Source organism: Psychrobacter sp. KCTC 72983 (genome assembly GCF_014280455.1).
Classification (GTDB): domain Bacteria; phylum Pseudomonadota; class Gammaproteobacteria; order Pseudomonadales; family Moraxellaceae; genus Psychrobacter; species Psychrobacter pacificensis.
Genome location: NZ_CP060390.1, coordinates 577,451 through 590,097 on the forward strand (window position 1 = coordinate 577,451; position 12,647 = coordinate 590,097).

10 protein-coding genes and 1 pseudogene are annotated in these 12,647 nt (G+C 46.4%); 8 read left to right on the plus strand and 3 right to left on the minus strand.

Going from position 1 to position 12,647, the window contains the following annotated elements:
* Nucleotides 1–66 precede the first annotated feature (66 nt).
* The 7 genes and pseudogenes from urtB to PSBA01_RS02390 all read left to right on the plus strand — a co-directional run bounded on the left by urtB (nucleotide 67) and on the right by PSBA01_RS02390 (nucleotide 7,226).
* A complete protein-coding gene (gene urtB / locus PSBA01_RS02360; RefSeq protein WP_186475410.1) occupies nucleotides 67–1,662 on the plus strand; it encodes an urea ABC transporter permease subunit UrtB in 1,596 nt (531 codons plus the stop codon).
* 10 nt (nucleotides 1,663–1,672) lie between these two features.
* Nucleotides 1,673–2,743 (plus strand): urea ABC transporter permease subunit UrtC, encoded by a 1,071-nt coding sequence (gene urtC, locus PSBA01_RS02365; protein ID WP_071002819.1) that lies wholly within the window; start codon nucleotides 1,673–1,675, stop codon nucleotides 2,741–2,743.
* 83 nt (nucleotides 2,744–2,826) lie between these two features.
* Nucleotides 2,827–3,588, plus strand: a pseudogene (urtD, locus tag PSBA01_RS02370) (urea ABC transporter ATP-binding protein UrtD); the annotation flags it as partial.
* Nucleotides 3,589–3,689: 101 nt separating this feature from the next.
* Nucleotides 3,690–4,388: an urea ABC transporter ATP-binding subunit UrtE gene (gene urtE / locus PSBA01_RS02375; RefSeq protein ID WP_058023522.1), complete on the plus strand. Its 699-nt coding sequence runs from the start codon at nucleotides 3,690–3,692 to the stop codon at nucleotides 4,386–4,388.
* Nucleotides 4,389–4,648: 260 nt separating this feature from the next.
* Nucleotides 4,649–5,533 carry a prolipoprotein diacylglyceryl transferase gene (gene lgt, locus PSBA01_RS02380; protein ID WP_186474957.1) on the plus strand — a complete coding sequence of 295 codons (885 nt, stop codon included), beginning with the start codon at nucleotides 4,649–4,651 and terminating at the stop codon, nucleotides 5,531–5,533.
* Between the two features lie 153 nt (nucleotides 5,534–5,686).
* Nucleotides 5,687–6,556 (plus strand): thymidylate synthase, encoded by an 870-nt coding sequence (locus tag PSBA01_RS02385; RefSeq protein ID WP_186474958.1) that lies wholly within the window; start codon nucleotides 5,687–5,689, stop codon nucleotides 6,554–6,556.
* A 79-nt stretch (nucleotides 6,557–6,635) separates the two neighbouring features.
* Entirely contained in the window at nucleotides 6,636–7,226 is a 591-nt protein-coding gene (locus PSBA01_RS02390; RefSeq protein WP_058023519.1) for a dihydrofolate reductase, read from the plus strand.
* A gap of 94 nt (nucleotides 7,227–7,320) precedes the next feature.
* Here PSBA01_RS02390 and uvrC read toward each other — a convergent pair whose 3' ends face one another.
* Nucleotides 7,321–9,165, minus strand: coding sequence for an excinuclease ABC subunit UvrC (gene uvrC / locus PSBA01_RS02395; RefSeq protein WP_186474959.1), 1,845 nt, complete (start codon nucleotides 9,163–9,165; stop codon nucleotides 7,321–7,323).
* Nucleotides 9,166–9,319: 154 nt separating this feature from the next.
* Nucleotides 9,320–10,843 (minus strand): DUF3360 family protein, encoded by a 1,524-nt coding sequence (locus PSBA01_RS02400; RefSeq protein ID WP_186474960.1) that lies wholly within the window; start codon nucleotides 10,841–10,843, stop codon nucleotides 9,320–9,322.
* Nucleotides 10,844–11,345: 502 nt separating this feature from the next.
* Between PSBA01_RS02400 and PSBA01_RS02405 the strand changes: the two genes are divergently transcribed.
* Entirely contained in the window at nucleotides 11,346–11,906 is a 561-nt protein-coding gene (locus PSBA01_RS02405; RefSeq protein ID WP_186474961.1) for a DUF4442 domain-containing protein, read from the plus strand.
* Nucleotides 11,907–12,179: 273 nt separating this feature from the next.
* Here the strand turns inward: PSBA01_RS02405 and rplS are convergent, their stop codons facing one another.
* The gene (gene rplS, locus PSBA01_RS02410) at nucleotides 12,180–12,599 is read right to left on the minus strand and encodes a 50S ribosomal protein L19 (RefSeq protein WP_058023515.1); all 420 of its coding nucleotides are present in this window, start codon (nucleotides 12,597–12,599) and stop codon (nucleotides 12,180–12,182) included.
* Nucleotides 12,600–12,647: the final 48 nt, after the last annotated feature.

Below are 12,647 nucleotides of genomic sequence, written 5' to 3' on the forward strand. Positions count from 1 at the left end.
ACCACCATCGTTCATGCAGATGACGATGCTCAATCGGCAAATATCGCCACTGTGACCTCAGAGTCGATGACCGATGGTAGTGACACGCTGCGCACCAATAATGAGCAGTCATTGACTACCCCGACACAGCCTACGACGGCAGTATCAGGCGATGCTATTCAACAATTTGTGGCGGGCGATTTTAGTCAGCGCCAAGCCATGCTAAGTGCTTGGCCAGGATCGGTTGAGAGTTTGGACAATCTGGTCGAGTTGATTGCCAATGATGAGCTGTATCAAGGCAACCGTGGGCAAACGTATTTGCTCAATGCAGAGGATCAGCTCTTCACATATCCCGACAAAACCGAAACGTCTGATTGGCCAAGCGATTTGTCCCAAGTCACCTTGACCAATACCTTACGCTCGGCGCTTATCTTTGGACAGGCCAAGGTAAAGCTCGAATCTGACAAGCCAGCACAGCGCTTGCAGGCTGTGGAGATTTTGGCAGATAACATTGACCAAGTCGATCCAGCCATTATCACAGCCGCTGCCGCAAATGAGGACAATGCCAACGTTCAAAAAGCACTAACGGCTCTACAGGCTCGTATTGATTTCAAAAATGGCGATTTACCCACTCAGATTGAGGCTGTGAACCTACTTGCTGATAGCGATAATCCGCAGGTATTGGTTGATCTTGAATCTGCCCTTGCATCTGACAACTTGGATCCGACGCTTGAGGCGGCGCTCAGTGATGCCAGAGATAGCGTGGCACGCCGTATTGAGATAAGCACATGGACAGGTCATATTTTCACTGGCATGAGTACCGCCAGCATTTTATTGCTCGCGGCACTTGGCCTTGCGATTACTTTTGGCTTGCTTGGCGTGATTAATATGGCGCATGGTGAGCTGATTATGATTGGTGCGTATACCACTTATATGGTGCAAAACTTATTTCAAGCTTATCTGCCAGATATGGTTGGCTGGTATTTGCTTGCGGCGGTTCCCGCTGCATTTTTGGTCAGTGCCATCATCGGTATGATTATTGAGCGCATTGTGATTCGTCCGCTATATGGTCGTGAACTAGAAACCCTATTGGCAACCTTTGGCGTCAGTCTAATCTTAATGCAATTGGTGCGGATGATTTTTGGCGCGCAAAACGTTGAAGTCAGCAATGTGGCGTGGCTCAGCGGTGCCTATCAAGTCTCATCAAGTTTGGTACTGCCTTATAACCGTATTGCCATCATCGTATTTACCGTCATTGTCGTGGCGCTACTGGTGTACTTGCTCAATAAGACTCGCTTCGGATTATTTATACGCGCCGTCACTCAAAACCGTCAAATGGCACGTGCCGTTGGTATCCCTTCTGCGCGCATCGATATGATGGCATTTGGTTTGGGCTCTGGACTGGCTGGCATGGCTGGTTGCGCGCTTGCTCAAGTGGGCAACGTGGGTCCTGATCTGGGTCAGACGTATATTATTGATACCTTTTTGGTCGTCGTCGTTGGCGGGGTCGGACAAGTATGGGGCGCGGTTTTGGCCGCCTTGGGATTGGGTGTCAGTGGTACGGTGCTTGAGATTGGCATTGGCGCGGTATTAGCCAAGATTGTGTTGTTGGTTCTTGTGATTCTGTTCATTCAGAAGCGGCCACAAGGTTTATTTGCCCTCAAAGGCCGCTTTGTCGAATAAGGAGACTCTTATGATACTGACCAAATTACTGTCTGATACAAGGCGCAGCGCCATTTTAATCGGTTTGTGTTTTGCCGTGCTATTGATACTCCCTTGGCTACACTTAATGCCAGAGACGTCACCCTTTCATCTCTCTGCCTACTGGATTACCCTGATTGGCAAAATCATGGCATTGGCAATGGTGGCCTTGGCACTAGATCTGGTCTGGGGCTACGCTGGTATTTTGAGCTTGGGGCATGGTTTATATTTTGCACTGGGTGGTTATGCGTTTGGCATGTACTTAACGCGTGAGACTGCTGGCGATGGCCTGCCTGATTTTATGCGCTTTTTGAGCTGGACTGAGATGCCATGGTATTGGGCCGGCACGCAGCATTTTTGGTGGGCGATGGCATTGGTGGTTTTGGTGCCAGGTGTGATTGCCTTTATCTTTGGTTTTTTTGCTTTCCGCTCAAAAATCAAAGGTGTTTATTTTTCTATCATCACTCAGGCCATGGTCTATGCCGCCGCCTTACTGTTCTTTCGTAACGAAACAGGATTTGGTGGCAATAATGGATTCACGGGCTTTACTACCCTCTTAGGTTATGACATTACTGCTGCCTCAACCCGTTCTATGCTGTGTTTTGTTACCGCCTTGGCATTACTCCTCTCTTACATGGGTCTGCGTTATTTGATGAATCAGCCGTACGGGCGAGTGCTAGGCGCAATTCGTGATAGCGAAAACCGCTTGCAGTATTTAGGCTATCGCACGCTGTGGTACAAGCTCTCCGCTTGGGTATTGTCCGCCGTCATTGCTGGTATCGCAGGTGCGCTCTATGTGCCGCAAGTCGGCATTATCAATCCAAGTGAGATGAACCCTGTGAACTCAATTGAGATGGCCGTTTGGGTAGCCACTGGTGGTCGAGGCAGCTTGGTGGGTGCGATTTTGGGAACAGGTGTGGTGAATGCAGTAAAAACCTATTTCACGGTTGCCTATCCTGAGTTTTGGCTATTGATATTGGGCGGGCTGTTCGTTGTAGTCACCTTATTTTTGCCCAATGGCATCATGGGCTTGTTCGATCGCTTCAAAAAGGAGAAACAGTAATGCTAACTGATAAATCAACACCATCTGAGCAGTCGAACCATGAGTATGGGCGTACTCATGGTGGTACGGGTCGCAGCCACCCAAAGCCAGCAGGCGTCGATTTTAGCCATGGCATTGCGCTATATCTAGAAGAGGTGAGCGTTTGGTTTGACTCGTTTCGCGCACTCAACAATCTGTCGCTCTATATTGAGGAAGGTGAGCTGCGCTGTATCATCGGCCCCAATGGCGCGGGTAAAACCACGCTGATGGATGTCATCACTGGTAAAACTCGACCTACCGAAGGCAGTGTGTTTTTTGGTCAAACGCATAATCTTGCCAACCTATCTACCGAAGAAATCGCTGAAGCGGGTATCGGGCGTAAGTTTCAAAAACCCACCGTGTTCGAAAATTTTACGGTAATGGATAATTTGCTACTTGCTGCGCCAAAAGACAAGCGCGTGGTCAAAAGCTTGTTCAACAAACTCGATGCCGATACGCGCGATACCCTCAATTCGACCCTTGAGCAAATCCGCTTGACGGACAAAATCAATAAGCCAGCAGGCTTACTCTCTCATGGTCAAAAGCAATGGCTAGAGATTGGTATGCTGTTGATGCAAAGCCCCAAGCTCATTTTGCTCGATGAGCCTGTGGCTGGTATGACGGATGCCGAAACTGAGCATACTGCCGAGCTGTGCCTGCGCCTCAAACAGAACCATACCTTAGTGGTGGTCGAGCATGACATGACTTTTATCGATGCGATTAGTGAAAAAGTCACCGTATTGGCTCAAGGGGCGATATTGGCCGAAGGTACCTTGGCGGAAGTGCAAGCCAATGAAGCGGTGATTGAGTCCTATCTGGGTCGATAGTTGGACAATGACTCAGTACATCATTAGCCCATAAACCGCGAAACTATGCAAATGCGAAACCCTGCAAATATTAAAAATCATTGAAAGATTAGGAGACCGTCATGTTACAAGTCAATGGTATCAATCAATATTACGGCGGCAGTCATATTTTACGAGATGTCTCGTTTACAGCGCCTGTAGGCGCGTGCAGTGTGGTACTTGGACGTAATGGCGTGGGCAAAACCACGTTACTCAAATGCCTGATGGGGATATTACCGATCAAATCAGGACAAATTTTGCTCAATGACCAAGACATCAGCAAACTCTCCCCCGAGCAGCGCGTGCGAGCAGGTTTGGCTTATGTGCCGCAAGGACGTGATATCTTTTCGACACTAACGGTAGAAGAAAATATCTTAATTGGTATGGCAAAGTTTTCACGCGCTAAAGCCAAGCAAGTACCCAAGCATTTATATGATATTTTCCCAGTGCTTGATGAGATGAAACATCGCCGCGGTGGTGATTTGTCTGGCGGTCAGCAGCAGCAGCTTGCCATTGCTCGTGCGCTCGCCTCCGAGCCGTCTGTCCTTATTTTGGATGAGCCAACCGAAGGTATTCAGCCGTCTATTATCAAAGATATCGGTCGTGTGCTTCGCGACTTGGCTGACAAAGGGGACATGGCGATTGTACTGGTTGAGCAGTTTTATGAGTTTGCCGAAGAGCTTGCTGACAATTACACCGTGCTCTCGCGTGGCAAGGTCATCTCTCAAGGTGCAGGCGATACGATGGTCGACAACAAGGTACAAGATTTGGTCGCCATTTGATGACTCTTTCTCATACTTAGATAGTCATGCTTGCTCTTTGCCACTGATAATTGTGTCTCTATCTTACGCTGTGCATCATGAGAAACTCTTTATGATCGGTCTAAACCGCTCGCCTCTCTTCTATCATCCATATCTAGGGCATCAAATCAATGCCCTAAATCGTCAATACCGCGTGCTTGCCTTGATAGCAATTGTGTATGACCAGCGCTTGAAATTTGCTATTATAGTCAGCACTTTATTATCGATATTATGACACTCTTATGATGATTCATCCTCAGTACGATCCTGTCGCCTTGGCACTTGGGCCCGTCGAAGTCCACTGGTATGGCCTCATGTATTTATTGGCGTTTGCTGCCGCTTACGGTCTGGCATGGTATCGCAGCACCAAGCGTGAGGGCTGGACAACAGATATGGTCTCAGATCTTGTGTTCTTTGGTGCACTGGGCGTTATCTTGGGTGGCCGTGTCGGTTACGTGTTGTTTTATCAGTTTGGCGAGCTGCTACAAAACCCAGCCTACCTCTTCAAGGTTTGGGAAGGCGGCATGTCATTCCATGGTGGCCTGATTGGTGTCATGCTTGGGATGCTGTACTTTGCTCGCAAATATAAAAAGACTCCGTTTCAAGTGCTCGATTTTATCGTGCCTTGCGTGCCGACGGGCTTATTGTTTGGGCGTATTGGCAACTATATCAATGGCGAGTTATGGGGCCGTGTCTCTGATGGTGGCTACAATTGGCTCACCTACTTTCCCCAAGCGGCTGGCTTTGATATGCAGCAGCTACAAGCCAATCCTGCGCTACAAGAGGTGATGACCGAGGTCAATGGTCAGTATTTATTGCCTCGTCATCCGTCACAGCTGTATGAAGCCTTTGCTGAAGGTCTGCTGTTATTCTTGTTCCTGTGGTGGTACTCATCAAAGCCTCGTCCGCGCATGGCAGTAACTGGTGTTTTTATGCTGGGCTATGGCTTGAGCCGCTTCATCATTGAGTTCTTCCGTCAGCCTGATGTTGACCAAGGGTTTATTTTGTTAGGCTGGGTGACCAAAGGGCAAATATTGAGCACGCCTATGATTATTATTGGTCTGTTTTTAATCGGTTACGCTTACAAGCGCGGCATCTACGATTGGGGTAAGCATGCCGCTTACTAAGGCTATCGCCTTACCGATAAAACGATTAATCACTTGAATAAGAGGGTACGCCTCATAACGCCTACCCTAGCAATACTTTTAACAATGACAGCTTCTATGTGGATTATTAGCCTAATCTGTGGACGCTGTCAGCAGTAATTAAAGAGCACTTTTATGAGCAATGGCACCCAAAGTAACAACGAGCAAGCGTATCTTGATTTGCTGCGCCACGTCTTAGACAATGGCACTGAAAAAGGCGATCGCACGGGTACGGGTACGCTGAGTCATTTTGGCGCGCAGCTGCGTTTTGACTTAGCGGCAGGTTTTCCATTATTGACGACCAAAAAAGTCCACTTTAAGTCCATTGCTTATGAGCTACTATGGTTTTTGAGTGGCAGCACCCATGTTCAATATTTGCAGGACCATGGCGTGCGTATCTGGAATGAGTGGGCGACAGCGGAGCAAACCGCACGTTTCAATCGTCCTGAAGGTGAGCTGGGCCCTGTCTACGGTCATCAATGGCGTAACTATGGTGCAAGTAAAGACGCGGACGGCAGCTACAACGATGATGGTGTCGATCAAATCGCACAGGTCGTTGAGCAAATCAAGACCAACCCCAACTCGCGCCGCTTGATTGTTTCTGGCTGGAATCCAGGAGAGGCAGAGCAAGTGGCACTACCCCCGTGTCATACACTGTTTCAGTTTTTTGTGGCGGATGGTAAGCTCTCTTGCCAGCTGTATCAACGTTCGGCTGATCTTTTTTTAGGTGTGCCCTTTAACATTGCCAGTTATGCGTTATTGACGCATATGGTCGCGCAGGTTTGCGGCCTAGAAGTTGGTGAATTTGTTTGGACAGGTGGTGATTGCCACATTTACCAAAACCACCGCGAGCAGGCTGAGCTACAACTGACACGTTCGCTATATACACCGCCAACATTGACCCTGAACCCAGAGGTGAAAGATATTTTTGCCTTTGAATACGACGATATTAGCGTCAATAACTATGAGTCTCATCCGACCATCAAAGCCAAAGTTGCCGTTTAAAATATGTTTCATGCACGATAATAAATAAGTCTGTGAGTTAAAATACAGACGTTTAAAAATATAATAGAAAGGACCCATTATGAGCTATGCCCACACTGAAGTTGCCCAAATCGCCGCCATAAGTAGCAATCGCTGTATCGGTAAAAACAACGAGCTGCCGTGGCATATCTCACAAGACCTGCAGCACTTCAAAAAAATGACCACACGTGACCCGCAAAATACGGCCTCGAGTAGCGATATTCAGGGCATCGTCATCATGGGTCGCAAGACATTTGAATCCATGGGTAGCAAGCCTTTACCAAAGCGTATGTGCTTTATCATCTCTACCCAAATGGACTATGCAGAACAGCAAGGACTGGTCGGACATGAATACGCGCATGTGGTGCATAATTTAGATGATGCCCTTACTCATGCCGCAAGTTTGGCACATGGGCTACATCTGGAGACGATCTGGGTGATTGGCGGTGAGCGCGTCTTTAGCGAAGCACTGATGTATACCGACCGCATTGAGCTGACCCACGTAGATACTGATATTACGGATGGCGATGCGTTCTATCCTGAGCTACCAGATCGCTTCAAAGTAGCAGAAGAATCTGAGCAAATGCACGATGAAAAAAGTGATTTGAGCTTCAAATTTACGACCTATAAAGTAGAGAAGACTGACCAATAGTATTTGATTGACTCAAAAAAAAGGGTCAGCTTCAGATATGTATATTTATCAAAGCTGACCCTTTTTTATTTACTATCGTTTTAGCGTTACAAATCTACTCGTGTAATACTTTATAAACCGTCTTTGCCAGTACAGGGCCAATCCCTTGTACGCCTGCCAACTCTTGCTGTGACGCGCCAAGCAGTTGCTGCATACCGCCAAAGTGATTGAGTAAATCACGGCGGCGTTTTTCACCCAGACCTGGAATGACCTCAAGTACCGATGAGGAGCGGCGCTTGTCGCGTTTTTTGCGGTGCGCGGTGATCGCAAAACGATGCGCCTCATCGCGAATATGCATCAGTAAATGTAATGCTTTGCTATCCATGGGCAAATCTAATGGCTCATGATCCAAAAAGTGCAAGACTTCAAGTCCCGCCTTACGCCCTTCCCCTTTGGCAACACCAATGAGCAACGTATCACCAAGAATGCCCAATTCAACCAGCACTTCTTTTGCCATACTCAGCTGACCCTTACCACCATCGATAAGCAACAAATCAGGCAACGGCTGCTTCTTATATCGCCTTGTCAGCACTTGCTTCATTGCTGCATAGTCATCGCCGCCTTGGATATCATGAATGGCATATTGACGGTAGTCACGCCTGCGCGCACCGCCTTGATCAAATACGACGCAGCTACCGATGGTCGCCTCACCCATGGTATGAGAGATATCGAAACATTCAATGCGATCGACCGTTCTGTCTGTCACATCTGATAATACATCTTTTAGTGCGCCAAAGCGTGCGTGCAGCTCTAAATAATCACTAAGCTTAGTCTTTAGGGCATTGCTGGTATTGAGTGTTGCTAAGTCCAGCCACTCTGAGCGATGCTCACGCACATTGGTTTTGATGACTACTTTGCTGCCAAAATGCGTTGCTAGTGCTTCGCTTACTGCTACCTGATCAGGAATCTCATGGCTTAATATAATCTCTGCTGGCAGATCGTCCGTCACCTGAAAATAAAACGAGGTAATAAAAGCTGATAGGTTATCTGCTAGCGGCTCGCTACTGTCCACATCAGGGAAATAGTTTTTACCGCCTAACACGCGACCACCGCGCACGGTCAGCACGTTGACGCAAGTCATGCCCGCCTGACTGGCAATGGCTATCACATCTGCCTCACCTTGCACCGTGTAGACAGCTTGCCTTGCCTGCACTTCACGTAGCATCGACAATTGATCACGGTACAATACCGCCTTTTCAAAATCTAACGCTTCGGCAGCGCCTTCCATTTTCTCGATCAGCGTACTATGAATATCACTAGAGTCGCCCTTCAAAAAGCGAATGGTATTATTCACATCTTCTGCATACTCTTCTGGCGATACCAATCCTACGCAAGGCGCACGGCAACGCTTAATCTGATACTCCAGACAAGGGCGCTGGCGCTGCTTAAAAAAGGTATTGGTACATTGGCGCATTTGAAACATTTTTTGCATCAACACCAGCGTTTCTTTTGCTGCATGGGCAGAGGGAAATGGGCCAAAGAAACGACCTTTTTGATGATTGCCTTTGCCGCGTCCATACGCCAAACGTGGATAAGGCTTATCCGCTGAGATAAACACGTATAGATACGACTTATCATCACGTAGCAAGACGTTATAAGGCGGGCGATACTCTTTAATTAAGTTCTGCTCGAGCAACAACGCCTCGGTCTCACTACGCGTGATAATGGTCTCAATATTATGAATCCGCGCCACTAGCGCCCGTGTCTTTGGATGATCTATCGTTTTGGCAAAATAGCTATTTACCCGACTTTTTAGCGACTTAGCTTTACCAACGTATAATATATCACCGTTCTTACCCAGCATCTTATACACCCCTGGTAAATTAGGCAGGCGTTTAATCAAATGCTTAAGACGGGCTTTTTTATCATCGACAGGACTCGATTCTGAGACATTAACCATAGAATGTATTGCTCTTAAAAACCTTAGTAATACTGCTAGTTATGGGGCGGGAGTCATTGTTTTACAAGCCAATTATTATCGCAGCGCTACCCATAAAAAAGCCAGCTTTCGCCGGCTTAGTTTGTTCTATTATCGTTTATGCAATCACATACTACTAATGACGGAAGTTAGCCATCAATGCTGGGATACCCGGCAGCATACCGACGATAGCCATGACGCCTGTCAGTACCACAAACATAATACCCGGTATGATCCAGCGGCTCATCTTAGTCAAGTTGGCACTACGTTCTTTAGAGCCAATCAAGCCCAAATTATCAAGCAACAACGTGAGCGACCAACCAAAGGCAGGATTCACCAATGCAGAGGCAAACACCACAATCGCAGCAGACTGCGTGGTTTTGCCTTCACGCGTCATCTCCATACCAGCTTCTAGTAATGGAATAAACACCCCAACGATCAAGGCCACACACATCACTGGTTGCCAGATGGCTAAATCCATTGGATAGCCCCAAACCCCTGCGATAATACAAAATAGAGCCGTCAATAAAGCACCGGCAGGAATTGGACGTTTAGCAATCGCCGCAGGAACAATATACGTTCCCCAAGATGACGCAAAATTGGAGCCGCCCAATACAGAGCCGACTACCTGACGAAATGAAGCGCTAGTCATCGTATCATCAATATCCATAAGCACTTTTTCAGTACGTTTAGGATAGCTGATTTTTTGGAATACCTGATGGCCTAAGAAATCTGGTGACCACATTGCCACGGCCAAAATAGCAAACGGCAATACTACAACGAAGCTTTCAATCGTCGGCAGACCTAACATCCAACCTGTGTTTTCGCCCCACCAATACATTGGATTCATGTTTGGTAGACCTGGTGCTGTTTTGAACTCAAAAGGTGCGCCCAATGCAAAGGCAAGACCACCACCCAACACACAGCTTAGCGGAACCGCGAGCCAGCGTTTTTGCCAATGCTCAAGCAATGCATACAGCAGGATAGTCGCCAAAATAATAAAGAAAGCGATATGCGACATGCCAATCCCTTCTGCCCAAGCAAAGAGATTTTTGACCTGTGAAGTGGTACCAATAAAGCCCAAGTAAATCAAGAGGCCACCGCACACACCTTTACTGGTCAAATTAGCCAGCAAACTCCCCCCTTTACTAATCGCAAGGAGCAGACCAAAAGCTCCGATAAGCAAACCAAAAGCCATCGGGTGTCCACCAGCTGCTACCACAATAGGAATCAGAGGAATAAGTGGGCCGTGAGTACCTGCAAGGTTGGCCGTTGGCAATAGAAAGCCCGAAAATAAGATAATAAAGAAGGAGACGATCAATAGCTCGTAGCGCACGTTTTCTAAAACAAACGCATCACCTAAGCCGAGTGGACCTGCAAAGGTTGCTGCAATGGCGCCCACCATAACAACTTTACCGATGGTCGCGGCCATTGCTGGAATAGTATCTTCGTATTCAAAACGGTAATCACGGAATGGTAAATTAGGACGCCAGCGTTTCGGCTGCATGATTTGTAATTCATGGTTTAAATAAGCATCACGACTGTCAAAACTAGAACTGGGCTTATGCAAATCTACATAACTGCCTTGTACTTGACTGTCGTGGTTTACGTTCGAGGTCGGCGGATTAGACCCTGAAGAGGGGGTCTGAGGGTTACTCATCACATTTCCTTGTGTCGATTAGGTTTTGATTGAATACTTTTTTGGTTTGGCGTTAGCTAAATGACCAATCGGTCATGATAAGCGGAAAACCATTGTATGTTAAGACATAAGGAAATGCGAATTTAAGATGAATTAAAAAGACTACATGTATCGTTATAAAAAATAAATTAAAGTTTTCATTGGATACAATAATAAACTTACTAGGAAACTATTGGGAATAAACAGCGCTAATTTGGACATAAAATTAAATTAAAGGCCAATTTTCTTAAGAATAACTGACATCTAAACATTTTTTATCATATAACTAAATACTAAAGATAGTCATATTAAATATTGCTTTGCGATAACTATAAAGACTATGCTTAGTTACGCTTTGAAACTAGCGAGCGCAGTCATTTTTAACTATGATAAATGTCTTTGTCGTTTATCGTCTAATAGCAAGCACTAAGAAACAGCGCTACCCATATCACTGAAAAATCAATAAAAGCAACAGGATAGATTTATGAGTGTGCTACCCAGCAATTTTGAGACTTTGAAGCGTCGAGCCAAGCAAAGTATCATGCCGCTACTGACCCCGCATCTTTTAAAGCTGCGACTCAATACTTACGCGCCCTATATCGGTGCAGGCATCAAAATCGACCACATCAGCCTCGATCAGGGATTGTGCGTGGTCAGCATGGAACTGACCACTCTCAACAAAAATATCGTCGGTACTCAATTCGGTGGTAGTTTATACTCCATGGTAGATCCCTTCTATATGCTCATGCTGATGCATCAATTAGGTAGCAACTATGTGGTCTGGGACAAAAGCTCAAATATTGATTTTATCGCCCCTGGTAATAGTAAAGTCACCGCACGAATGAAAATACCTAGCACTGAGGTGATTACCATTCAAGAGTTGGCAAAAGACGGTGAAGCTGTATTTCGGGAATACCAAGTCGATATCGTCGACGACCAGCAAAAGCTCATTGCTACCGTCACCAAAACCTTATATATCAGACTACGCAAATACAGCAAATCTAAAGAGCAAGCCAGCCGAATTGAAACACCCCATACTGAATAGTTTTTGGCTACTTTACTGGTAAGGCTTTTTGACTAATGACAAGGCATAGTATCTATCAGCTGTGAATATCCAGTTAACACCCAGCAAATTTAAATTGATAAGCGCGCACATACAAAAACCCCAATCTAGCATTCGCATAGATTGGGGTTTTGTCTTTTTTGGTATGGCCCGCTTATTTATAAATAAACCTATGAATAAGGGCTTGTATCTACTATTACCTTATTTGAGTCAATTCTAAAACCATACAATCAACTCAAAACGGCAAACTTGTACTTAGATACCAGGTGCAGTATCAACGGCATCAGGTACACCAGCGTCAGTCTTTTTCTGAGCTGGACGTGGCGCAAGTTTTTCGCGGATACGTGCTGATTTACCAGAACGCTCACGTAAGTAGTACAGTTTCGCACGGCGAACAGCACCGCGGCGTTTCACTTCAATGCTATCGATCAGTGGTGAGTGCAGCTGGAATGCACGCTCAACACCAACGCCGCTTGAGATTTTACGTACGGTAAACGCTGAGTTTAGACCGCGATTACGCTTAGCAATTACAACGCCTTCAAAAGCCTGTAAACGCTCACGCTCACCTTCACGTACTTTTACTTGTACCACAACGGTATCGCCGGGTGCAAAGTTTGGGTGTTCACGCAATTGAGCGTTTTCGATGACCTGAACCAATGGATGCTTGTTGCTCATGAGAGTTATCTCCTCACATTAGATAATAGAGGCTTTACGCATATCACC

What these genes read in the sequence shown, in the direction of transcription:
- urtB (WP_186475410.1), top strand. Translation starts at nt 67, where the DNA reads ATGACCGATGGTAGTGACACGCTGCGCACCAATAATGAGCAGTCATTG.
- urtC (WP_071002819.1), top strand. Translation starts at nt 1,673, where the DNA reads ATGATACTGACCAAATTACTGTCTGATACAAGGCGCAGCGCCATTTTA.
- urtE (WP_058023522.1), top strand. Translation starts at nt 3,690, where the DNA reads ATGTTACAAGTCAATGGTATCAATCAATATTACGGCGGCAGTCATATT.
- lgt (WP_186474957.1), top strand. Translation starts at nt 4,649, where the DNA reads ATGATGATTCATCCTCAGTACGATCCTGTCGCCTTGGCACTTGGGCCC.
- PSBA01_RS02385 (WP_186474958.1), top strand. Translation starts at nt 5,687, where the DNA reads ATGAGCAATGGCACCCAAAGTAACAACGAGCAAGCGTATCTTGATTTG.
- PSBA01_RS02390 (WP_058023519.1), top strand. Translation starts at nt 6,636, where the DNA reads ATGAGCTATGCCCACACTGAAGTTGCCCAAATCGCCGCCATAAGTAGC.
- uvrC (WP_186474959.1), bottom strand. Translation starts at nt 9,165, where the DNA reads ATGGTTAATGTCTCAGAATCGAGTCCTGTCGATGATAAAAAAGCCCGT.
- PSBA01_RS02400 (WP_186474960.1), bottom strand. Translation starts at nt 10,843, where the DNA reads ATGAGTAACCCTCAGACCCCCTCTTCAGGGTCTAATCCGCCGACCTCG.
- PSBA01_RS02405 (WP_186474961.1), top strand. Translation starts at nt 11,346, where the DNA reads ATGAGTGTGCTACCCAGCAATTTTGAGACTTTGAAGCGTCGAGCCAAG.
- rplS (WP_058023515.1), bottom strand. Translation starts at nt 12,599, where the DNA reads ATGAGCAACAAGCATCCATTGGTTCAGGTCATCGAAAACGCTCAATTG.